The sequence below is a fragment of the Streptomyces sp. NPDC021093 genome (assembly GCF_044333135.1).
In the GTDB taxonomy this organism is placed as follows: domain Bacteria; phylum Actinomycetota; class Actinomycetes; order Streptomycetales; family Streptomycetaceae; genus Streptomyces.
On sequence record NZ_JBIRQJ010000008.1, the window covers coordinates 244,340 to 266,380 of the forward strand.

The 22,041-nt window shown below is 72.6% G+C and carries 20 protein-coding genes; 11 read left to right on the forward strand and 9 right to left on the reverse strand.

The genetic code is table 11. The annotated features are described in order from the left end of the window. The first annotated feature begins 60 nt into the window (after positions 1-60). From ACH4SP_RS26115 to ACH4SP_RS26125, 3 genes are read left to right on the forward strand one after another with little or no spacing between them, the layout of a single operon-like run. Complete coding sequence (locus ACH4SP_RS26115) at positions 61-966, forward strand: carbohydrate ABC transporter permease (protein ID WP_398418377.1); 906 nt, start codon at positions 61-63, stop codon at positions 964-966. Beyond that, entirely contained in the window at positions 963-1,844 is an 882-nt protein-coding gene (locus tag ACH4SP_RS26120) for a carbohydrate ABC transporter permease (protein ID WP_398417983.1), read from the forward strand. Before ACH4SP_RS26115 ends, ACH4SP_RS26120 begins: the two co-directional genes overlap by 4 nt. Continuing rightward, positions 1,841-2,830: a zinc-dependent alcohol dehydrogenase family protein gene (locus tag ACH4SP_RS26125; protein ID WP_398417984.1), complete on the forward strand. Its 990-nt coding sequence runs from the start codon at positions 1,841-1,843 to the stop codon at positions 2,828-2,830. Before ACH4SP_RS26120 ends, ACH4SP_RS26125 begins: the two co-directional genes overlap by 4 nt. 12 nt (positions 2,831-2,842) lie before the next feature. Here the strand turns inward: ACH4SP_RS26125 and ACH4SP_RS26130 are convergent, their stop codons facing one another. The 3 genes from ACH4SP_RS26130 to ACH4SP_RS26140 all read right to left on the reverse strand — a co-directional run bounded on the left by ACH4SP_RS26130 (position 2,843) and on the right by ACH4SP_RS26140 (position 5,478). Continuing rightward, the gene (locus tag ACH4SP_RS26130; protein WP_398417985.1) at positions 2,843-3,976 is read right to left on the reverse strand and encodes an alpha/beta hydrolase family protein; all 1,134 of its coding nucleotides are present in this window, start codon (positions 3,974-3,976) and stop codon (positions 2,843-2,845) included. 280 nt (positions 3,977-4,256) lie between these two features. Further along, on the reverse strand, positions 4,257-4,952 hold the full coding sequence (locus tag ACH4SP_RS26135) for an HAD family hydrolase (protein WP_398417986.1): 696 nt from the start codon (positions 4,950-4,952) through the stop codon (positions 4,257-4,259). Between the two features lie 46 nt (positions 4,953-4,998). Beyond that, positions 4,999-5,478, reverse strand: coding sequence for an Lrp/AsnC family transcriptional regulator (locus ACH4SP_RS26140; RefSeq protein WP_398417987.1), 480 nt, complete (start codon positions 5,476-5,478; stop codon positions 4,999-5,001). A gap of 208 nt (positions 5,479-5,686) precedes the next feature. On the opposite strand from ACH4SP_RS26140, the gene ACH4SP_RS26145 reads away from it, so the two are divergent. The 3 genes from ACH4SP_RS26145 (at position 5,687) to ACH4SP_RS26155 (ending at position 10,366) form a co-directional block, all read left to right on the forward strand. After that, positions 5,687-7,195 (forward strand): FUSC family protein, encoded by a 1,509-nt coding sequence (locus ACH4SP_RS26145; protein ID WP_398417988.1) that lies wholly within the window; start codon positions 5,687-5,689, stop codon positions 7,193-7,195. A 757-nt stretch (positions 7,196-7,952) separates the two neighbouring features. Continuing rightward, positions 7,953-9,128 (forward strand): nitric oxide synthase oxygenase, encoded by a 1,176-nt coding sequence (locus tag ACH4SP_RS26150; protein ID WP_398417989.1) that lies wholly within the window; start codon positions 7,953-7,955, stop codon positions 9,126-9,128. A gap of 224 nt (positions 9,129-9,352) precedes the next feature. After that, complete coding sequence (locus ACH4SP_RS26155) at positions 9,353-10,366, forward strand: lactonase family protein (protein ID WP_398418379.1); 1,014 nt, start codon at positions 9,353-9,355, stop codon at positions 10,364-10,366. Between the two features lie 132 nt (positions 10,367-10,498). Here ACH4SP_RS26155 and ACH4SP_RS26160 read toward each other — a convergent pair whose 3' ends face one another. The 4 genes from ACH4SP_RS26160 to ACH4SP_RS26175 all read right to left on the reverse strand — a co-directional run bounded on the left by ACH4SP_RS26160 (position 10,499) and on the right by ACH4SP_RS26175 (position 14,427). Then, entirely contained in the window at positions 10,499-11,419 is a 921-nt protein-coding gene (locus ACH4SP_RS26160) for a sirohydrochlorin chelatase (RefSeq protein WP_398417990.1), read from the reverse strand. 115 nt (positions 11,420-11,534) lie between these two features. Then, positions 11,535-12,566 carry an N-acetylglucosamine kinase gene (locus ACH4SP_RS26165; protein ID WP_398417991.1) on the reverse strand — a complete coding sequence of 344 codons (1,032 nt, stop codon included), beginning with the start codon at positions 12,564-12,566 and terminating at the stop codon, positions 11,535-11,537. Positions 12,567-12,569: 3 nt separating this feature from the next. Further along, on the reverse strand, positions 12,570-13,247 hold the full coding sequence (locus tag ACH4SP_RS26170) for a uracil-DNA glycosylase (RefSeq protein ID WP_398417992.1): 678 nt from the start codon (positions 13,245-13,247) through the stop codon (positions 12,570-12,572). Between the two features lie 88 nt (positions 13,248-13,335). Next, positions 13,336-14,427, reverse strand: a complete 1,092-nt coding sequence (locus tag ACH4SP_RS26175) for a WD40/YVTN/BNR-like repeat-containing protein (RefSeq protein WP_398417993.1) — start codon at positions 14,425-14,427, stop codon at positions 13,336-13,338. A gap of 235 nt (positions 14,428-14,662) precedes the next feature. Between ACH4SP_RS26175 and ACH4SP_RS26180 the strand changes: the two genes are divergently transcribed. The 3 genes from ACH4SP_RS26180 to ACH4SP_RS26190 are packed head-to-tail and all read left to right on the forward strand — an operon-like array spanning position 14,663 to position 18,283. After that, positions 14,663-15,475, forward strand: a complete 813-nt coding sequence (locus ACH4SP_RS26180) for a class II aldolase/adducin family protein (RefSeq protein WP_398417994.1) — start codon at positions 14,663-14,665, stop codon at positions 15,473-15,475. Between the two features lie 22 nt (positions 15,476-15,497). Next, positions 15,498-16,388, forward strand: a complete 891-nt coding sequence (locus tag ACH4SP_RS26185; RefSeq protein WP_398417995.1) for a bile acid:sodium symporter family protein — start codon at positions 15,498-15,500, stop codon at positions 16,386-16,388. Beyond that, positions 16,385-18,283, forward strand: coding sequence for a neutral/alkaline non-lysosomal ceramidase N-terminal domain-containing protein (locus ACH4SP_RS26190; protein WP_398417996.1), 1,899 nt, complete (start codon positions 16,385-16,387; stop codon positions 18,281-18,283). The genes ACH4SP_RS26185 and ACH4SP_RS26190 overlap by 4 nt, the downstream gene beginning before the upstream one ends. A gap of 73 nt (positions 18,284-18,356) precedes the next feature. Here the strand turns inward: ACH4SP_RS26190 and ACH4SP_RS26195 are convergent, their stop codons facing one another. Then, positions 18,357-19,436, reverse strand: coding sequence for an NADH:flavin oxidoreductase/NADH oxidase (locus ACH4SP_RS26195; protein ID WP_398417997.1), 1,080 nt, complete (start codon positions 19,434-19,436; stop codon positions 18,357-18,359). 179 nt (positions 19,437-19,615) lie between these two features. Here ACH4SP_RS26195 and ACH4SP_RS26200 point away from each other — a divergent pair, with 179 nt between their 5' ends. After that, on the forward strand, positions 19,616-19,960 hold the full coding sequence (locus ACH4SP_RS26200) for an ArsR/SmtB family transcription factor (RefSeq protein ID WP_398417998.1): 345 nt from the start codon (positions 19,616-19,618) through the stop codon (positions 19,958-19,960). An 85-nt stretch (positions 19,961-20,045) separates the two neighbouring features. Here ACH4SP_RS26200 and ACH4SP_RS26205 read toward each other — a convergent pair whose 3' ends face one another. Further along, complete coding sequence (locus tag ACH4SP_RS26205) at positions 20,046-21,395, reverse strand: FAD-dependent oxidoreductase (protein WP_398417999.1); 1,350 nt, start codon at positions 21,393-21,395, stop codon at positions 20,046-20,048. Between the two features lie 83 nt (positions 21,396-21,478). On the opposite strand from ACH4SP_RS26205, the gene ACH4SP_RS26210 reads away from it, so the two are divergent. After that, on the forward strand, positions 21,479-22,015 hold the full coding sequence (locus ACH4SP_RS26210) for a DUF6214 family protein (RefSeq protein ID WP_398418000.1): 537 nt from the start codon (positions 21,479-21,481) through the stop codon (positions 22,013-22,015). Positions 22,016-22,041: the final 26 nt, after the last annotated feature.

Sequence of the window (22,041 nt, forward strand, 5' to 3'; positions counted from 1 at the left end):
TCCGGATCTGTGCACGCGGCGCCGCCCAGGGCAGCCGGGCCCGTCCCTGCCGTACGGCCGATGAAGAAGGGCGGCGCGCGGGCGTGGGCGACCCGGGCACCCCTGCTGCCCGCCCTCGTCTTCCTGATCGCGGTCACCCAACTGCCCTTCGTGGCAACCCTGGTGATCTCCCTCTTCGACTGGAACTCCCTCGCACCCCACGCCCGCTCCTTCACCTGGTTCGGGAACTACGCGACCGTCGCCACCGACGCCGACCTGCGGGGCTCCGTCCTCACCACGGCCCTGCTGACCGCCACCGTGGTGATCGCCAGCGTCGTCCTCGGACTGCTGCTGGCGCTGCTCCTGGACCGGGTGTTCCTCGGGCGGGGACTGGTGCGGACCCTGCTCATCACCCCGTTCCTGATCGTCCCGGTCTCCGCCGCGCTGCTGTGGAAACACGCCCTGTACAACCCGGAGTACGGACTCCTCAACGGGGCGTGGAACTGGGTCGCCGGACTTTTCGGCGACGACAGCCCCGCCCAGCCCGACTGGATCTCCGGCATGCCGCTGCTCGCGGTGGAGGCGTCGCTGATCTGGCAGTGGACGCCGTTCATGATGCTGATCCTGCTCGCCGGACTGCAGAGCAGGCCCCCCGACATGATGGAGGCGGCCCGTCTCGACGGGGCGGGCGCCTGGCAGACGTTCCGCTATCTGACGCTGCCTCATCTGCGCCGCTACCTCGAACTCGGCATCCTGCTCGGCTCGATCTACATCGTGCAGAACTTCGACGCCGTCTTCACGATCACCTCGGGCGGACTCGGCACGGCCAACCTCCCGTACACCATCTACCAGACCTTCTACCAGGCCCACGAGTACGGACTCGCTTCCGCGGCAGGGGTGTTGGTGGTCATCGGCACCCTCGTCATCGCCACCTTCGCGCTGCGCGTCGTCTCGTCGCTCTTCCACGAGGAGGCCGGCCGGTCATGACCACCGCTGTCGTACGACGTCCCGCGCGCGCCGCACTCCCTCCGGCCGCCCGCAGGGCCAGGCGCCGGTCCGCCTGGCTCGGGCTGCTCGCCTGGGCGGCGGGCATCCTCTTCTGCCTGCCCGCGCTGTGGATGCTGCTCACCTCGCTGCACTCCGAGCCGGCTGCCGCCACCAACCCGCCGTCGCTCGGCGCGGCGCTGACCCTCGACGGCTACCGGGAGTTCTTCGGCGCGGGGGGAGGCGCCACCCCGTGGCCCTCGCTCATCAACTCGGCGACGGCGAGCCTCGTTTCGACGGCGCTCGTGCTGCTGCTCGCGCTTCCGGCGGCGTACGCACTGTCGATCCGGCCGGTCCGCAAGTGGACGGACGTGATGTTCTTCTTCCTGTCCACCAAGATGCTCCCCGTGGTGGCCGGGCTGCTCCCGGTGTACCTCTTCGCGAAGAGCGTCGGGATGCTCGACAACGTCTGGCTGCTCGTCGTCCTCTACACCTCGATGAACCTGCCGATCGCGGTGTGGATGCTCCAGTCCTTCCTCGCCGACATCCCGGTCTCCATCATCGAGGCCGCGCAGGTGGACGGGGCGCGGCTGCCGACGATCCTGGCCCGGATCGTGGCCCCGCTGGCCGGTCCCGGGATCGCCGCGACCTCCCTCATCTGCTTCATCTTCAGCTGGAACGAGATGCTCTTCGCCCGGGTGCTCACCGGGGTGGTCGCCCAGACGGCCCCCGTCTTCCTCACCGGATTCGTCACCAGCCAGGGACTGTTCCTGGCCCAGCTGTGCGCCGCGTCCGTCGTGGTGTCCCTGCCGGTGCTCGCCGCCGGATTCGCCGCCCAGGACAGACTCGTCCAGGGCCTCTCCCTTGGAGCCGTCAAATGAGGGCAGCGATCATCGAGGCACCGGGCAAGGTGTCGGTCACTTCCGTACCCGATCCGGAGCCGGGCTCCCGCGATGTGATCGTCAAGGTCGCTTCCTGCGGGCTGTGCGGAACCGATCTGCACATCCTCCAGGGCGAGTTCGCGCCCTCGCTGCCGATCGTGCCGGGCCACGAGTTCGCGGGCGAGGTCGTCGAAGTCGGCTCCGGGGTCACCGAGTTGGCGGTCGGCGACCTGGTGGCCGTGGACCCTTCGCTGTACTGCCACGAGTGCAAGTACTGCCGGTCGGGGCGCGGCAACCTCTGCGACCGCTGGGCGGCCATCGGTGTGACCGTCCCCGGCGGGGCCGCCGAGTTCGCCCGCGCCCCGGTCGCCAACTGCGTACGGCTGCCCGCCCATGTCGACGTACGGGACGCGGCGCTCGTCGAACCGCTGTCGTGCGCGGTGCGCGGCTACGACGTGCTGAAGGGGAACCTGGGCTCGGAGGTGCTGATCTACGGCTCGGGAACGATGGGCCTGATGATGCTGGAACTGGCCAAGCGGACCGGTGCCGCATCCGTCGACATCCTCGACACCAACCCCGAACGGCTGGCCACCGCCCGGCGGTTGGGGGTCGGGGGAGCGGCCGCGTACGCCGACGAGCTGGACCGGCCGCAGGGCTGGGACGTCGTCGTCGACGCCACCGGGAACGCCGCCGCGATCCAGGACGGGCTCGGCCGCGTCGCCAAGGGCGGCACGTTCCTCCAGTTCGGGGTCTCCGACTACGCGACGAGGGCGACCGTCGAGCCGTACCGGATCTACCACCAGGAGATCACCATCACCGGCTCGATGGCCGTCCTGCACAGCTACGAGCGGGCCGCCGCGCTCTTCGCGGCAGGCGTCCTCGACCCGGCGGTCTTCATCAGCGACCGGCTGCCGCTGGAGGAGTACGCGCAGGCCATGGACCGCTTCCGGGCGGGGAAGGGGCGCAAGATCGTCGTGGAGCCGTGAGCCGGACGGCTCCTAGCGGGCACCGGGTGTGTGGAAGCGCACCTCCGGGTGGTCCGCCGACGGCCCGTCCAGCAGCGGTGAGGGCCGTCCGCGCAGGTGCGTGTCGGCGAAAGCGGCGACGTACGCACGGGTCAGCACGGCCGCACGGTCGCCGTCGAGGTCCTGGAGGGAGATGCCGAGCTGCTTGGCCAGCGGCGCCACGTCGGTGAACGAGAGGTGCTGCATGCCGTCCATGCTCAACCAGCGCTTCCATCCGGTGAGTTCGGGCCACGTCTCGTCCCAGGTGGGCTCCGAGCCGGGGACGTGGCCCTCGTCGCCGAGCACCAGGTACGGCCGGTTCAGCGGGGTGTCGTTGCGAAAGTGGAAGTTCCCGTCCATGTTCAGCCCGGCCCGGATGCGCGGATCCCGCAGCATGGCGGGGACCGTGCTGAAGCCGCCCGCCGAGTGCCCGGCCATCGCGATGCGGGAAGCGTCGAGGGGGACACCGGTGCGCAACGTCCCCTTCCTGCCGGTGATTTCGTCGAGCACGAAGGACACGTCCGCCGCGCGCACGGCACCGAGCTTCGGGAACTCGCTGCCCGGCGCCACGCAGTCGGTGGTGTGCCCGTCGGGGAAGGTGGTGCCGTTGGCCTCGTAGTTGTGACCGATGCCCGCGACGGCGTAACCACGGCTCGCCAGCTCCTCGGCCACCCCGGACAGGGTGGCGCGGGGCATGCCGAAGCCCGGCGACAGCACCACCAGGGGATGCCCGGTGCGGGTGCGCAGCGCCTCGGCGCCGGTGGTGGCGTGCGTGACGACGGTGCTCAGCAGCTCCGGATCCAGGTCGTAGCCACTGGCCTTGATGTACGACGTCGACTCGGCGGCGGTCAGGTAGGCGGCGGCGGTGCCCGACGGGCGCCGCGCGGGATACCAGAGCGAAACCATCAACTCCCGCTTCCCGGTGGGCACCCACGGGTCGGCGCGGCGCGCGTCCGTCAGATGGAGTGTGGTCAGTCCGACCGGTCCGGTGCCGGTGGGGCGCGGCAACTCCAGCCGCGGGAGCGGGGGTCGGGCGGGTGCGCGGTCCGCCGATGCGGGCGTGGCGCCGAGTCCGGCGAAGGCTGTCGCGGTCGCTGCGGCGCTGGTCAGGAAGGTGCGTCGTCTCATGGGGCAAGACTACGAAGCCGAGGTGCCAGGGCCATCGGCCCGGGGGTGTAGGAGGAGGGGCCGCTGCATCCCGGGGACTACCTCCCTGGGGCGAGTCGGTCGAATCGGGTTCCGTTTCCTGACAGTTGCACACCACCCGCCCGCACCAAGGTCCGCACCCGGGACAGCGGGGTGCGCAACCGCTCGTACCTCCTCGCCACGTTCCACCGCCGGGGTGCGACGAGCCGCTTCGAGGTCCGGCCCAGATGCGAGGGCGTCCGGCCCAGATGCGAGGGCGGGCTCAGAGCCCCAGCCAGACGTACGCCGCCTGCGCGGTGAAGTCGTCGTGGCCGCCCCGGAAGAGCAGATCGGCCGTGCCGAACGCCGGATCGCTCTCACTGCCCCGTACGTACGGAATCGCCGCGCACCGCATCCCCGCCGCGAACGCCGCCGTCACTCCCGGCGCCGCGTCCTCGAACACCGCGCAGTGGCCGGGCTCGGCCGCCAGCAGGGCGGCGGCCCGCAGGAAGACGTCCGGGGCGGGCTTGCCGTGCGCCACCTCCTCGGCGGAGACGACCACCGCGCCCGCCGCCTCGCCCAGGTACCCGTCGAGGCCCGTCCCGGTCAGCACCGCCTCGATGGCCGCCCGGGACGAACCGGACGCCACCGCCATCGGCACCCCCTCCGCGTGCAGCCGTTCCACCAGCTTCCGCATCTCCGGGTAGACCTCGGTCGAGGCGCGGGCCAGCTCCAGGTACAGCCGGTCGTACTCGGCCAGCAGCCCGTCGGTGTCCGCCTCGATCCCGTACGTCTCCCGCAGGATCTCCAGCGTCTCGCGCGTCCCGATCCCGACGAAGCGGGCGTTCTCCTCCCAGGTGAACTCCGGCACCCCGTGCGCTGCCAGGAGCCTGCGCCCCGCCTCGTAGTAGTTCGGTTCGCTGTCCACCAGCGTGCCGTCGAGATCGAAGATGACCGAGAGGGGGCGCGGAGTGCTCATGGGCCCAGCATGAGGCATCGGGATCAGCGTGCGCCGACCGCCTTCGTCAACGGGCTCCGGCCGCTTTCCCGATCGCCTCCACCAGCGGCAGCAGCCGGTGCGGCACCCGCTCCCGCAAGGCCACCTCCGTACGCGTCCTCACCACCCCCGGCACCTGGATCAGCCGCTGGATGACGTCCTCCAGGTGCCCGGCGTCCCGGGCCACCACCCGGGTCATCAGGTCCCCGCCGCCCGTGATCGAGAACGCCTCGACGATCTCCGGCACACCGGCGAGCGCGTCCCCGACCTCGTCCAGATGCCCCTGCATGACCTCGACGTGCACGAACGCCAGCACCGGGTGCCCCAGCGCGGCGGGGGAGAGGGTCGGACCCGTGCCGGTGATCACCCCCACCCGCTCCAGCCGGTCGAGCCGCGCCTGGAGGGTGCCGCGCGCGATGCCCAGGATCCGCGCGTACTCGCGCACGCTCGTGCGCGGCTGCTCGATCAGCAGTCGCAGAATGCGGGTGTCGAGCTCGTCCACTGACACGTTGCACCGCCGGATTCCGTCGGACTGGGTCGCTGGTACCCAATCGGTAGTCGTCACTTGCGTGCGACAGTACCAATGGCACAGCTGGAACGAGACAGGTTGAGCCAAAGGGTGTCCGGATGTTGAAATGATCGAGTCGATGGCGCTGCGGATCTCGCGGCGCCATTTTTGTGCGGGAGAGCATGCGGGAGGCCGGGGAGTGGCAACGGTGTTGAAGAGGGTGTTCGTGGCACCGGATCCCGGCAGGATGCGGCTGCGCAGCGGGCTCCGGGCCGTGCTGGGCATCGGGCTGGCCGTCACCCTCTCCGGACTGGTCGGGCATTCGCTGGTCGCGGCGATCACCGCCGGCCTCGCCGCGCTGCTCGCGCTCTTCACGGTCGCCGACTCCACCGTCCGCAAGCAGGCGGTCACCACCGCTCTGCTGCCCGTCGTCGGGTTCCCGGTCCTGGCGCTGGCGACGTCGCTGCACGATCACTCCCTGCTGCGGGACGGGGCGTTCCTCGCCGTGGTGGGTGCGGGGGTGTACGCCAGGAAGTGGGGGCCCCGGGGGCACGCCCTGGGGATCTTCGCGTTCATGGCCTTCTTCATGACGCAGTTCCTGCACGCCGTACCGGCGCAGCTGCCCGAGCTGTACGCCGCCGTCGCCCTCGCGCTGCTCGCTTCCTCGACCGTACGTTTCGGCTTCTGGTGCTACGAGCGGCGCCTGCCGCCGCCCGTCCTTCCCGTCGCGGCACCCGGGCGGGGCCTGTCCAGGGTGACCACCCGGCAGGCGGTCCAGGCGACGGCGGCTTCCGCGTTCGCCCTGGCGATGGGCCAGTTCCTGTCCGAGGACCGCTGGTACTGGGCCGTCGGCACCGTCTGGTGGATCTTCGTGAACACGGCCTCGCGCGGTGAAACCCTCGTGCGCGGCTTCCGCCGGGTGGCGGGCACCCTCACCGGCATCGCCATCGGCCTGATCGTGGCGGTGGAACTGGACGGCGCTCCCGTCCCCACCGCGATCCTGGTGGCGGTCTGCGTCTTCGGGATCTTCTACACCGCCGCCGTCTCGTACACGTGGATGATGCTGGCGGTGACCCTGATGGCCGGCCTGCTCTACGGACTCCTGGGCGTCCTGGACCACGGCCTCCTCGTCCTGCGCCTCGCCGAGACGACCGCGGGGGCGGCCGGGGTGGTGCTCGCGGTGCTGCTCGTACTGCCCGTCACCACCCACTCGACCACCAACGCGTGGATCCACCGCGCCGCGCAGTGCGTGCACACCTGCACGGCCGAAGCCGCGGCCCGGCTCGCGGGAAGGACGGACGCGGACCCCGCCCGGAGCGTGGCGGAACTGGAACTCCTGCTGGGACGCGTCCGGCTCTCGCTCGCCCCGCTCGTACACCCGCTGAGCCCGTTGCGGGGGCGCAAGGCCCGTGCGCGACAGGTGCTCGCACTGCTCGACGACTGCGTCCGCGAGGTGCGCGCGCTGGCCAAAATCGCCGCCGACCAGGAGGCGTCCCACGACGCACGCCTCACCGCGGCCTGCTGGCGGGTGGAGAGGGCGGTCGAATCGCTCGTCAACCCCGAGCACGTGCACACGGGGACGGAGGCCGCTCCCGGTGCGGAGCATGCCGCCGGTGCGACGGCGCTCGGACACCTGCACGCCATCGAGCACGCACTGGCCCAGCTGGCGGCGCCCCTCAGCGGGCAGGCGCGCCCTTCCTCCGCGGGCAACTGCTGATCCTCCGCGGAGAACCGCCGAGCGTCCTCCGCGGAGAACCGCCGAGCGTCCTCCGCGGAGAACCGCCGAGCGCTTCGGGCGGAGAACCGCCGAGCGCTTCGGGCGAAGAGAGGCCGAGCGCTTCGGGCGAAGAGAAGAGGCGGAGAGAAGAGGGGCGCTCGCTGTCATCATCGCGCCCCTGCGCACTTCTCCGCGCTCCCCGTCGGCCGGTGCCCAACCGGCTGATCGGCGTACATCGGGGGTAAACCCGGCGGCATCATGCGGAGGAACGCCCCGGCGGGACGGAATTCCGGGGCGTGAATCTTCGATGCCTGGGGATGCGAGCAGGATGCGCGATGACCTTGAGCGAGCCGCAGGACCGACACCGGGTCCGATACCCGGGCCGGCACCGGGCCCGGTACCCGGGCTGATCCCCGGCCAGGACCGGGGAACGGACGGCAGGCCGAATTGGGGGGCACATTCTCCCGCCCCTGTTCCTCCTCCCGCTCCTGGTACCGGTGACGGCCCCGCAGCGGGCCGGTCCGACTCGGCCGGCCCCAGCGCGTGGTTCGGGCCCGCCCCCTGCCCGGCCGCCCCCTCGGACGTCGCCGCGCCGGGCGCCTCGGCCCCCGGCCGTCCCGACCCGTGCGACCGGCACGACCGCGCAGGTGGCATTCCCCCCGCAGGCGCCGCCCCCGCCCCCGCCCCGGAACAGCACGACCGGGCCGCCGCCGTCGCCGAATCCGCCGCCCGGTGCCCCGTCGCCCACGGCGGCGGGGTGCTGCCGGACCTCCTGCCCGGTCCGCCGCCCGGCCAGCCCGACAACCGCGCGTACGCCACCGAACTCCCCGCCCTGCACCGCCTCGCCGAGGACTTCGTACGCCTCCACCACCGGGAGATGCCCGCCCACGGCGACCCCGGGCCCCGGCTCGCCGCCGTGCACGCGGAGATCGACGCCACCGGCACGTACCGCCACACGCCCGGCGAACTCGCCTTCGGCGCCCGCGTCGCCTGGCGCAACAGCAACCGCTGCATCGGCCGCCTCTACTGGAACTCGCTGCGGGTCCGCGACCGCCGCCACGTCAGCGACGCCGACACCGTCGCCCGCGAGTGCGCCGACCACCTGCGCGAGGCGGGCAACGGCGGCCGGATCCGCCCCCTGATCACGGTCTTCGCCCCCGACACCCCGGCCCGTCCCGGCCCCCGCGTCTGGAACGAACAGCTGGTCCGGTATGCCGGTTACACCGCCGCCGGTGGCGCCGTCGTGGGCGACCCGCGCAACACCGGCCTCACCGAACTCGCCATGCGGCTCGGGTGGCGCGGCGGCCCCGGCAGTCCCTTCGACGTACTGCCGCTGATCGTGCAGGGCAGCGACGACAAGCCGCAGCTGTACGAGCTGCCCGACGACGCCGTCCTCGAAGTGCCGCTCCAGCACCCCGAGGACACCTGGGCCGAGGAGTGGGGGCTGCGCTGGCACGCGGTTCCCGCGATCTCCCACATGTGCCTGGAGATCGGCGGCATCTGCTACCCCTGCGCGCCCTTCAACGGCTGGTACATGGGCACCGAGATAGGCGCCCGCGACCTCGCCGACACCGACCGCTACAACCTGCTGCCGCCGCTCGCGGCGCGCCTCGGGCTCGACGTCACCACCGACCGGTCGCTCTGGAAGGACCGGGCGCTGGTCGAACTCAACCGGGCCGTCCTGCACTCCTTCGACCGCGCGGGCATCACCATCACCGACCACCACACCGAGTCGGAACGTTTCCTCACCCACCTCGACCGCGAGGACGCCAAGGGGCGGGAGGTGGGTGCCGACTGGTCGTGGATCGTGCCGCCGATGTCGAGCGCGGCGACTCCGGTCTTCCACCGGACGTACGACAACACCGAACTCTCGCCGCTGTTCACGCATCATGAGGACGCGCTCGTACGGGCCCGGGGCGCGGGAGCGGTCTGAATCGACGGCCCACCGGGGCCGTCTCGCCAGGGGGTGGTCTAGACCGCCCTGCTACCGTCGGCCCCTACCCGCACCAACTCACGGAAAGGGGCTGCACGGTGAGCAGCAGCACAGCATCGGGAGCACACCCGCAGAAGGCAGGCCCGGAGCAGGCACGCTCCGGGCAGGCGGGCCCCGAGCAGGCACGCTCCGGGCAGGCGGGCCCCGAGCGGGCACGCGCCTTCATCGGCTCCTTCACCTCCGCGGGCGGACGCGGTCTCGTCACCGCCGCGGTGGACCCGGAGACGGGCGCGCTCACCGTGCTCGGCGCGACCGAGGCCGTCGCCGACCCCTCGTACCTGGCCCTCGCACCCGGCGGGCACCTGCTGTACGCGGTGAGCGAGACCGGCCAGGGTGCGGTCGCCGCGTTCGACACCGCCGACGCGCTGCCCCGCCCGCTGGGGGAGCCGGTGCAGGTCGGCGGCGGCTCACCGACCCACCTCGCTCTCGCCGACGGCCACCTGGCCGTCGCGAACTACGGTTCCGGTAGCGTCACCGTCCTCCCGCTGCGCGCCGACGGCGCCCCCGACCGGCCGTCCTGCATCCTGCACCACCACGGCAGCGGCCCCGACGAGGGCCGTCAGGAGAGCCCGCACGCCCACCAGGTGCTGCCGGACCCGACCGGCCGCTGGGTGCTGAGCGTCGACCTCGGCACCGACTCGGTGCGGGTCTGCGCGCTGGCCGCGGACACCGGCACCCTGAGCGTGCGGGCCGAGGTCGCCCTGCGGCCCGGCACCGGCCCCCGCCACCTGGCCTTCCACCCCGCGGGCACGCACGTGTACGTCGTGGGCGAGCTGACGCCCACCCTCACCGTCTGCCGCTGGAAGGCAGCCGCAGGAGCCCTCACACCGCTCTCGGAGGTCTCCCTGCTGCCGGACCCGCCCGAGGTCCCCAGCTACGCGTCCGAGGTCGTCGTCGCCCCCGACGGGCGCTTCCTGTGGGTCGCCAACCGCGGGCACGACAGCATCTCCGTGTTCGCCCTCTCCGCCGACGGCGCGCACGCCGAACTCCGCACCACGGTGCCGTGCGGCGGCCACTGGCCGCGCGACCTGGCCCTGGACCCGGCCGGCCGGCGCCTGTACGCGGCCAACGAGCGCTCCGGGGACGTCACCTGGTTCGACATCGACACGGAGACCGGGGTTCCGCGGCGCGCGGGCTCGGTCGAGGCACCGGCGGCGTCCTGCGTGGTCTTCGGCTGACGCACGTCGTGCCGCAACAACGTTCCGTAGACACGGTTGCGCACGTAAGACACGGTTGCGCACGTACGAGAAGGGCCCGTACCCCCTGCGACCGGGTGCGGGCCCTTCTCGTGTGCGCGGGTGCGCGGTCCGTCAGTGGACCTGCGCCGCCTGCTGCGGCGTGATGCCCAGCGCCGAGGCGTACTGCGAGAGCACCAGCTTGCCGATCGCCGGGTACGCGCCGAGCGGCCCGGCGAACGCGCAGCCCGCTTCCTTCGCGGCCGTCTCCAGCAGGTCGGGGGCGACCTCGGGACCGATCAGGTACGGCGCCAGCGCCAGGTTCGCGGAGCCCGAGGCGCGGAGCTGCTCGGCGGTCGATGCGATCGCGCCCTCCTCGTCGAGCGCGGCCGCCATCACCGGCACGGCGAGGCGCGCGGCCAGCAGCATGCCGGTGATCCCGGCCGCCTGAACGGCCTCCTCGCCGCCGACCGTGGCCAGCACGATGCCGTCGGCCGCCGTGGCGACCGTGAACAGCCGGGCGCGGTCCGCACGCGACAGACCGGCCTCCGACAGTCGCACGTGCAGGGCTTCCGCGAGCAGCGGGTGCGGGCCGAGGACGTCGGTCAGCTCGGCGGCGGCGTGGCTGTCCACGAGCGCCTGCCGTATGCGGCGCATCGTGGCGGCCTCGGGCCCGGCCAGCAGCGGCACGACGACGGCGACGGGGCCCTCGGGCGCCGACGCCTCGCGGCCGACGGCCACGGCCAGCTCGTAGCGGGCGGTGCGCTCGGCGGCGGCGTGCGCGAGCACGGCGTCCAGCGTCGGGTACTCGCCCTGGTCGTCACCGTCGAGGTATCCGATGCGGGCGTCGAGGCCCGGCAGCTCGGAACGGGCGATGCTCAGGAGTTCTTCCGCCAGGCTGCGCGTGGCGGTGGACGGCTCGCCGGGAACGGCGAGAACAAGTGCGGGCGCGCCCTCGGGAGCCGCCACGGGCTCCGGACGGCGATGGCGTCCGGGCTGGCGGGGGCGCGGCATTCGTACAGGCAGGCCGGAAGCGGGCCCAGTGGGGGAGCTCATGGCGCCGCATGCTACTGGCTTTGCGGGTGCGGCTGTTCGGGGAGGGTGCATTCGAGCGGTATCTGTCCCGTTTTATCCGGTGCATGACGGTGAATGACGGTGAATGCGCGGCAAATCAACGGGTTTGATGTCCCGATACATGAAACATGTACGGATCGTACGGAAATGCCAGGGTGTGGGTCGCGAGCGCCGAGGCGATCTCCAGCGCCCCTTCGAGCGGGTCCCCGGCCGCGGGTACGAGCCGGGCGTGCGGCAGTTCCTCCGCGAGCTCTTCGTGCAGCGGTACGAGGAGCGGCCCGCCCAGCTTCAGCAGCCCGCCGGTGAGCGCCACCTCGCAGGCCGGGGGAGCCTCTCCCGAATCGCCCGGCCGCGGGCAGACCGCGGCCGCCGTGTCCGCGACGTGCCGGGCGGCCTCCCGCAGGATGCCCGCCGCCACCGGGTCTCCCGGCGCGCACGCGGCCACCTCCGGTGCGAACGAGGCGAGAACGGCGGGCCGGTCGGTACGCGGATACAGTCGCCCCGGCAGCCCCGCCGCAGGTCCGAACACGGCCTCCAGACGTCCGAGCAGGGCCGCCGATCCGCCGCGCCGCCCGTCGTGGGCGCGCATCGCCGCCTCAAGACCGGCCCGGCCGATCCACGCCCCGCCGCCGCAGTCGCCGAGGAGGTGGCCCCAACCGTCGGCCCGCCGCCACCCGCGCAGGTCCGTGCCCAGTGCGACCAGGCCGGTGCCCGCGGCGACCACGGCCCCCGGCCGCTGCCCGAGGGCCCCGGCGTACGCGGTGACCGCGTCGGCGGCGAGCGCCACCCTCCGTACGCCGAACTCCCTGGCCAGCAACCCGGGCAGCTCGGCCCGCAGCCCGTCGCCGAGCGTGGCCATCCCCGCGGCGCCGACACACACCGCCAGTGGCTCGCCTCCGCCGACCCCGGCCAGCAACTCCCGGACGGCCGGGACCAGTTGGGCGGCCAGATGTGCGGTGTCGATCCCGCCGGGCCCGGTGCGCACCGGCTCGCGGGACACGACCGGCGGCCCGGCCGGCGTACGGCTGCCGACCCGGGCGAGCGCGAACCGCACGCCCGAGCCGCCGGAGTCGACCCCGAGGACGTGACCGGCCCCGGGCGCGCATCCGGTCCCACCGTGCTCGGCCATGGTCTACGGAAGCTGCCAGTCCACCGGTGCCGCGCCCTGCTGGACCAGCAGTTCATTGGTCCGGCTGAACGGGCGCGAGCCGAAGAACCCGCGGTCCGCCGACCTCGGCGAAGGATGCACCGACTCGACGCAGGGCACATCGCCGAGCAGCCGTCGCAGGCTGCGTGCGTTGCTGCCCCACAACACCGCCACCAGCGGCTTGCCGCGTGCCACCAGCGCCTGGATGGCCTGCTCGGTGACCTGCTCCCACCCCTTGCCCTGGTGGGCGTTGGTCCTGCGCGGTGCGGTGGTGAGCGCCCTGTTGAGCAGCAGCACCCCCTGCTGCGCCCACGGGGTGAGGTCGCCGTTGGAGGGCCGGGGATGACCGAGATCGGTGTGCATCTCCCAGAAGATGTTGTCCAGACTGGGCGGCACCGGCTGCACGTCGGGCGCGACCGAGAAGCTCAGTCCCACCGCGTGTCCCGGTGTCGGATACGGGTCCTGACCCACGATCAGGACCCGAACCTCGTCGAACGGCTGCTGGAACGCGCGCAGTACATTCGCCCCCGCGGGTACGTAGGTACGTCCCGCGGCGATTTCCGCACGGAGGAAGTCGCCCATCGCGGCGATCTGTCCGGCCACGGGTTCCAGCGCGTCCGCCCAGCCGGGCTCGACGCTCTCTTTCAAAGGTCTTGCTGCCACAGCGTCACTCTACTGGCCCAGCCCGCGGGGTCCGCTCCCTGTCGGCTCGTCCCTGTCGGCTCGTCCCGGTCGGTTCCTCCCGATGCGCTCAGCCGATCACCGCCGCCCGCACGCACAGCACGTCCGGCAGGTGAGAGGCGAGCTGCTGCCAGCTGTCGCCGTCGTCCGCGCTCGCGAACACCTCGCCGTTGCGATTGCCGAAGTACACCCCGGCCGCGGGGGCGTTGTCGTCCGTGCACATCGCGTCGCGCAGCACCGTCCCGTAGTGCTCCTCCTGCGGCAGCCCGGCCGTCAGCGGCTCCCAGCTCTTGCCCGCGTCCCGGGTCCGGTAGACCCGGCACCTGCGGTCCGCCGGCACCCGGTCCGAGTCCGCGGTGATCGGGAAGACGTACGCCGTGTCCCCGAGGTGCGGATGGGCGGCCACCGCGAAGCCGAAGGTGGACGGCAGCCCCTCGCCGATGTCCGTCCAGTTGGCCCCGGCGTCGTCGCTGCGGAACACGCCCCAGTGGTTCTGCAGATAGAGCCGGTCCGCGTCGGCCGAGTCCTGCGCGATCTTGTGCACGCACTGGCCGAACTCCGGGTTCGGGTCCGGCAGGAAGACCGCCGACACGCCCTTGTTGGACGGCGCCCAGCTCGCCCCGGCGTCCCGCGACCGGAACACCCCGGCCGTCGACACCGCCACCGTGACCAGATCCGGGTCGCGCGGATCCGTCACCACCGTGTGCACGGCCTCACCGCCGCCGCCCGGCACCCACTGCGAGCGGGTCGGATGCTCCCACAGCGGCCGTACGAGCGCGAAGGTCTCGCCCCGGTCCGTCGAGCGGAACAGCGCCGCGGGCTCCGTCCCCGCGTACACCACCCCCGGCGCGGCGGGCCCCGCCGGATGGAGCTGCCACACCCGCTCCAGTGAAGTCCCGGTGTCCTTGGGGAACTTGACCGCGGGCGCCTGCGGCTCGGTCCAGGTCGCCCCCAGGTCGTCGGAGTGGAACACCGAAGGACCCCAGTGCGCGCTGTCCCCGCCGACCAGCAGCCGGGGCGAGTCCCCGCTCCGGTCGATCCCCACCGAATACACGGCCTGCGCGTTGAAGTGCGGGCCGTCGAACTCCCACTCCCCGCCACCGCGACGGCGGCCGAGGAAGAGTCCCTTGCGTGTGCCTACAGCGAGCAGTACGTCGGACATGGCCGACACCTCCCAGACGTCGTTGTCTCCAGGTATCGGCCAGTCTGCACCCGACCACTGACAATGGCCCCGGGATCAGACGTTCGCCCAGGTCAGCGCGGTAAGCCGGGAATGTCCGCAGGGCCGTCGGGGGCCGCCGGGCCCGTTTCCGGACAGATTCCTTGACAGGCCCCCTCCGCTTGGAAACCATCCAGTCGGTACGCCTGCACGGCCCGACCGACGAGGAGAGCCAGCCATGACGTCCCCCACCACGCAGCAGGTCATCGCCGCATCAGCGGGTCCCATGCCGCCCGGCGTGTCCATGCCGACGCCCCCCGCCTTCGACACCGTCGAGGAGGAGCGGCAGTACCGCAAGGAGCAACTCGCGGCGGGATTCCGCCTGTTCGGCCGGTTCGGCTTCTCCGAGGGGGTGGCGGGCCACATCACCGTCCGCGACCCCGAGCACCCCGAGCACTTCTGGGTGAACCCCTTCGGCATGGCCTTCTCCCTGATCAAGGCCTCCGATCTGATCCTGGTCGACCACGAGGGCAACCTGCTGCACGGAAACCGGCCGGTGAACCGCGCCGCGTTCGTCATCCACGCCGCCGTCCACGAGGCCCGCCCCGACGCGATCGCCGCCGCGCACTCGCACTCCCTGCACGGCAAGGCGTTCTCCAGCCTCGGCGTCCCGCTCGACCCGATCACCCAGGACGCCTGCGCGTTCTTCGAGGACCACGGCATCCACGCCGACTTCTCGGGAGTGGTCAGCGACGCCGAGGAGGGCAAGCGGATAGGCCGGGCCCTCGCCTCGTACAAGGCGGTGATCCTGCAGAACCACGGTCTGCTCACCGTCGGGGGCAGCGTCGCCGAGGCCGTCTGGTGGTTCATCACCATGGAACGTTCCTGCCAGGCCCAGCTCCTCGCCATGGCGGCCGGCACCCCCAAGCTCATCGACCGAGAGACCGCGCTGCACACCCGCGCCCAGATCGGCGGGTCCTTCGCGGGCTGGTTCCAGGCACAGCCGCTGCTGGACCAGATCACCGTCTCCGACCCCGACCTGTTCGGCTGACCGGGCAGCGCGGGCCGCTGCCGTGGATCTCGCCGCCGTCACCCTGCCCCTCGCCCTCGCCGTCATCATGTTCGGCCTCGGACTCGGCCTCACCCCGGCCGACTTCCGCCGCGTGCTCGCCCGTCCGAAGGCCACGGTCGTCGCCCTCTGCTGCCAGATGCTGCTGCTCCCCGCCCTCTGCTTCGGGCTGGTTCTCGCCTTCGGTCTGACGCCGGTCCTCGCCGTCGGCATGATGCTCGTCGTCGCGTCCCCCGGCGGTACGGCGGCCAACCTCTTCAGCCACCTCTACGGCGGTGACGTCGCCCTCAACGTGACGCTCACCGCCGTCAATTCGGTGCTCTCCGTCGTCACACTGCCGATCGTCCTCAACCTCTCGGCGCAGTACTTCCTCGGCGAGGGCACCGAGCTGGGACTCCAGTTCACCAAGACCCTCCAGGTGTTCGCGATCGTCCTGATCCCGGTCGCGGTCGGGATGTACGTCCGGGCGCGCGCCCCGCACTTCGCGCGGCGCGCGGACCGCCCGGTGAAGATCGCCTCGGTGGTCATCCTGGTGCTGATCATCGCCGGGGCGGCCCTCCAGGAGCGCGGGAACATGCTTGACTACCTCCGCTCCACCGGCCCCGTCGCGCTCGCTCTGCTCGTCCTGAGCCTGAGCGTCGGATACTGGGTGCCCCGCCTGGCCAAGGTCGAACGCGGCCAGGCCATCGCCTCGTGCATGGAGATCGGCCTGCACAACACCACTCTCGCGATCACCATCGCCATGGGCATCCTGCACAACACCGAAATGGCCGTCCCCGGCGCGACGTACGGGGCCCTGATGTTCTTCGCCGCCGCGGTCGCCGGACTGTTCCTGCGCCGCGCCACCCGCACCGCACCTTCCGCACCTGCCGCATCCGAGAGCGAGCATCCATGAGTCACCTGGCCGGCCGAGGCATCGCCGACATCACCGGGGAGGCCGCCGAGTGCGGAATGCTCGGCTACGGCAAGGCCGGACAGCGGACCACGGGCATCCACACGCGCCTGCGCGCGCGTGCCTTCGCCTTCGCCGAGGGCACAGCGGACGCCGACCGGCGGCTGATGGTGGTGGTCTGCGACCTCCCGCTGGTCTCCGGCGGCCTGGTCCAGGAAGCCGTACGGCGGCTGCCCGCCGGCTGGACCGAGTCCAACGTGATGATCACCGCGACGCACACCCACTGCGGCCCGGGCGGCTACTTCCACCACTCGCTCTACAACAGCAACACGGGCGGCTTCCGCCCCAAGACGTACGCGGCGATCGTCGACGGCATCACGGAAGCCGCCCTCGCGGCCCTCGCCGACCTCGCGCCCGCCGAACTCTCCCTCGCCCACGGCGAACTCCACGGCACCAGCGCCAACCGCTCCCGCCGCGCCTTCGACCGCAACCCCGAGCACGACCGCGCGTACTTCCCCGAGGCCGTCGACCCGCACACCACTCTGCTGCGCATCGCCCGCGACGGCGAACTCGCGGGCGCGGTCCACTGGTTCCCCGTCCACAACACCAGCATGACCAACACGAACACCCTCATCAGCAGCGACAACAAGGGCTACGCCGCCTACAAGTGGGAGCGCCTCGACCACGGCGCGGACTACCTGACGCCCGGACGGCCCGCCCCGGTCACCGCGTTCGCCCAGACCAACGCCGGCGACATGTCCCCGAACCTCAACCTCCGTCCCGGCAGCGGCCCCACCGAGGACGAGTACGAGAACACCAGGATCGCGGGCACCCGCCAGCAGGAGTCCGCCACCGGACTCCTCGCCGCCGCCACCCCGCTCACCGGCCCGCTCGACCACCGGATCACCCACCTCGACCTCTCCGGCACCGAAGTGGGCCCCGAGTTCACCGGCGACGGCCGCGCACACCGTACGGGCGCACCCGTGGGCGGCGCGGCGGCCCTCGCGGGCGCCTGGGCCGACGGCAAGGGGTTCGCGGGCTTCCGCGAGGGCCGCAACCCCGTCTGGGACGCCCTCTCGCAGCGGGTGATCTACGCCCTCTCGCCCGCCCTGCGCGACGCCCACTCGCCCAAGGCGCTCGTCCTGCCCGCGGGCCCGCTCAACCGGCTGCGCCCCATGGTCCAGGAGCGCGTCCCCGTCCAACTCCTGCGCATCGGCCGCCTGTACCTCATCGGCATTCCCGGCGAGGTCACCATCGTCGCGGGCCTGCGGCTGCGTCGCACCGTCGCGGGGATCGTCGGCGCGGACCTCAAAGAGGTGCTCGTCGCGGGCTACAGCAACGGCTACTTCCACTACGTCACGACCCCCGAGGAGTACGACGCCCAGGAGTACGAAGGCGGCAGCACCCTCTTCGGCCGCTGGCAGCTCCCGGCGCTGTGCCAGACCGCGGCCGCCTTGGCCACCGCCCTGCGCGACGGCAGGCCCGTCCCCCGCGGCACCCCCGAACCGCTGCCCAGGGCCCGGCCGAACCGCCGCACCCCGGCGCCCGACGAACCGCACCCGGGCCGCGCCTACGGCGACGTGCTCTCCTTCGCGCACATCGGCGGGCACGTCACGGCTTCCTTCGTGGCGGCGCACCCCAACAACGACCTCCGCAGGGGCGACACCTACCTCGCGGTGGAGCGCGGGGACGGCGGTGCCTGGACCCGCGTCGCGGACGACGGCGACTGGTCCACCACCTTCCGCTGGGCCCGCACCGGCCGCACCACCTCCACCGCCACCGTGACCTGGACCGTCCCCGACGGCACGGCCCCGGGCCCGTACCGTCTCCGCTACTTCGGCAACAGCACGGACCGGGGGGCCTTCACCGGCACGACGGAGGTCTTCGACGTGCGGTGAGGTGCGGTGAAGTGCGGTGCGGTGAGGCGTGCCGAGGCGTCGTGAGCCCCCGGCTCCGAGCCCCGGCAGGGGGTCAGATCGCCCAGGAGTACTGGTTGGGCGTCGCCACCTCGGCGTCGAGTTCCCGGGCCGCGCGCCGTGCCCAGGAAGGGTCGCGCAGCAGCTCCCGCCCCAGCAGCACCGCGTCGGCCTCCCCGTTGGCGAGGATCTTCTCCGCCTGCGCGGCCTCGGTGATCAGACCCACCGCCGCGACCGGCAGCGAGGTCTCCGCCTTCACCCGCGCCGCGAAGGGCACCTGGTAGCCGGGGCCGACGGGGATGCGCACGCCGGAGGCGTTGCCGCCGGTCGAGACGTCCAGCAGGTCCACCCCGTGCTCCTGGAGCAGCGTCGCGAAGCGCACCGTGTCGTCGCCGTCCCAGCCGTTCTCCTCCAGCCAGTCCGTCGCCGAGATGCGGAAGAAGAGCGGCAGCTCCTCGGGCCACACCGCCCTTATGGCGTCGACGACTTCGAGCGCGAAGCGGACGCGGTTGTCGAAGGACCCGCCGTACTCGTCCGTGCGGCGGTTGGAGTGCGGGGAGAGGAATTCACCGATCAGATAGCCGTGTGCGCCGTGCACCTCGGCGACCTGGAAGCCCGCCGCCAGGGCGCGCCGCGCGGCGTCCGCGAACTGTCCGACGATCTCCCGGATCTGCTCCACCGAGAGTTCGTCGGGCACGGGGTGCCCGTCCTTGAACGGCACCGGGCTCGGCCCCACCGGCTGCCAGCCTTCCGTCTCGGGACCCACCGGCTCGCCGCCCCGCCAGGGCCGGTCGGTGGAGGCCTTGCGACCCGCGTGGGCGAGCTGGATGCCGGCCACGGTGCCCTGCGACTTCAGGAAGGCGGTGATCCGCCGGAAGGCGTCCACCTGGGTGTCGTTCCAGATCCCCAGGTCCGCAGGGCTGATGCGTCCCTCGGGGCTCACCGCGGTCGCCTCGACCAGGATCAGGCCCGTCCCGCCGGTGGCACGCGCCGCGTAGTGGGCGAAGTGCCAGTCCTGCGGAACGCCGGCCTCCGGCCCGCACGGCTCCGCGCTGTACTGGCACATCGGGGCCATCCAGATGCGGTTGGGCACCGTCAGCTCACGCAGGGTGAAGGGCTGGAAGAGGCTGGTCACAGCGAACTCCGTTCGGGAAGGCGTCGGTTGCTGGTTGTACGTTAACCATCGTAGTACGGCATCTGTCAAACTACGAGGAGTCTCGTACAATGGCGGTCACGGTCCTTCGTACGGGTCATTCCGTCGGCACGGCCGCCGCCCACCGATCACGTACGCCGAGGAAGAAGGAGCAGTCCCCCGTGTCCACCGCCGCAGCGAACAGCCGCGAACTCGCGCACCCCGACCGCACGGAGATCCGCCTCGAAGGCGTGCTGCACGCACTGTCCGACCCCATGCGGCTGAATATCGTCTGCGCCCTGGCCATGGAGGAGCGCGAGCTCGCCTGCTCCTTCTTCGAGCTGCCCGTCTCGAAGTCCACGAGCACCCACCACTTCCGCGTCCTGCGCGAGAGCGGCGTCATCCAGCAGGTCTACCGGGGCACGGCGAAGATGAGCGGGCTGCGCCGCGACGACCTGGAGGCGCTGTTCCCCGGGCTGCTCGAAGCGATCCTGGGAGCCGCCGACCTGCAGGCCGGTCGCGGCTGAAACCGGCTGTCGGCCTGCGGGCCGGTCGCGGCCGAGCCCGGTCGCCGGCTCGCGGGCGGTCGCGGCTGAAACCGGCCGCCGGGGCTCAGCTGCGTACGTCCCGGGCCGCAGCCAGCAGTCCCGCCCAGTCGGCGATCTTCACCGACCGCCGTCCCAGCGACTCCCCGAGCGAGGCCTCCGCCGCCTCGATCGCCAGCCAGCCCGGCCACTCCACCGGACGCAGCCCCGAACCGCGCAGGGCGCCCAGGGGGTCGTCAGCCACCTCGCGCCGCGCCAGTGCCTCCGCGTCGGCGAGCAGCGAGCCCGCCGTCTCCTTGGCGCAGGGCCGGTTGGTCCCGATCACTCCGGTCGGTCCCCGCTTGATCCACCCGGCGACGTACTCCCCGGTGGACGGGAGCCCGTCCCGCAGCACCCGCCCGGCCGTGTGCGGCACCGTCGCGTGCGAAGGGTCGAACGGCAGGCCGGGCAGCGGCGTCCCCCGGTAGCCGACCGAGCGCAGCACCAACTGTGCCTCGATGTCCTCGTACGCACCCGTGCCGCGCACCCCGCCCGCCCCGTCCGGCACGGTGCGCTCGAACCGTACGGCGGCCACCCGGCCCGCATCGGCGAGCAGTTCCACCGGGCGGAGATGGAAGCGCAGCCGAAGTGCCCGCCCCCGTACGGGAGGTGGCGCGTCCGCCCAGCCCCGCAGCACCTCCACGTTGCGGCGCAGCGCCGCGGGCAGCCCCGACGGATCGCCGTACGCCGGGTCCAGGGCCAGCTCGGCGGGGTCCACCGAGACCGAGGCGTCCGGCAGCGAGCCCAGCTCCCGCAGCTCCTTGGTGGTGAACTTCGCCTGCGAAGGACCGCGCCGGCCCACCATGTGCACCTCGCGCACGGTGGAACCCGACAGCAGGTCGAGCGCGCTCTGCGGCACGTCCGTGGGCAGCAACTCCCGCGCCCCGCGCGCCAGTACGCGCGCCACGTCCACCGCCACGTTGCCCACCCCGACGACCACGGCGGAGCGCACTCCCAGCGCGAATCCGCCGGGGTCGGCGTCCGGGTGCGCGCTGTACCAGGAGACGAACTCGGTGGCGGAGAAGCTGCCGGGCAGGTCCTCGCCGGGGATGCCGAGCCGGCGGTCGGTGGCCGCGCCGACGCAGTAGACCACCGCGTGGTACAGCTCCAGCAGCCGCTGCGGCGGCAGTTCGGGCGTCCCCGCCTCGATGTTGCCGACGAAGGCGACCCGTTCGTGTTCCAGGACGGTCCGCAGGGTGCCCTGCAGGGACTTGATCTTCTCGTGGTCGGGTGCGACCCCGTACCGCACCAGCCCGTACGGACACGGCAGGCGGTCCAGGACGTGCACCCGTACGTCGGGCACGACGGTCTGCTGGACGAGGGCCTGGGCCGTGTAGACCCCGCTGGGGCCCGACCCGACGACTGCGACGCGAAGCACGGCGGAGCTCCCTCCCGCAGGGTCCTTCCAGGATCGCACCGGTGGCGCGGCAGCGGCAGGGGGCTGCGCCACCGGAGTGCCTTGTGGCTGACGGGCGTGCGCGCCGTGACGGTGGCTGGAGGGGGTGGGGATACGTTCCGAACGACATCCTTCCGCCGTGGTTCGGCATCCGGCTGACCTTTGCCGACGGCGCCCGGATCGACGTGCTCACCGCGGTCTCCGGAGGGCGGATCGCCATCGAGGACATGCGGGCCGACCCGCCCCTGTCGCCGGACGGCTTCGCCGCGCTCGCCGACTGGATCGCGGGGCCGCTGGAGGACGTCTGCCGGGTGGCCGTCGAGCAGCACCGGCTCGGTGCGGCAGGGCCGCGCGGCTTCTGCGAGGGCGGGCCCATGTTCGACGAGGAGCCCCCCGGCAAGCGCCGGGCCCGTCCGTCCTGGCCGCGCGGCAGCGCCGGACGCAGGATCGCCGCCGACGCGTACCGGGCCGCCCAGGACGAGGGCAGGGACCCGGTGCTGGCGGTGATGTACGCGACCGGGCGCAGCCGCCGCAAGTCGCTCAAGGTCATCGCGGGCGCCCGGGACGAGGGTTACCTGGCGCCCCGCCACAACCGCCGCTGAAACAGCCCCGCACGTCACGGCGGTCG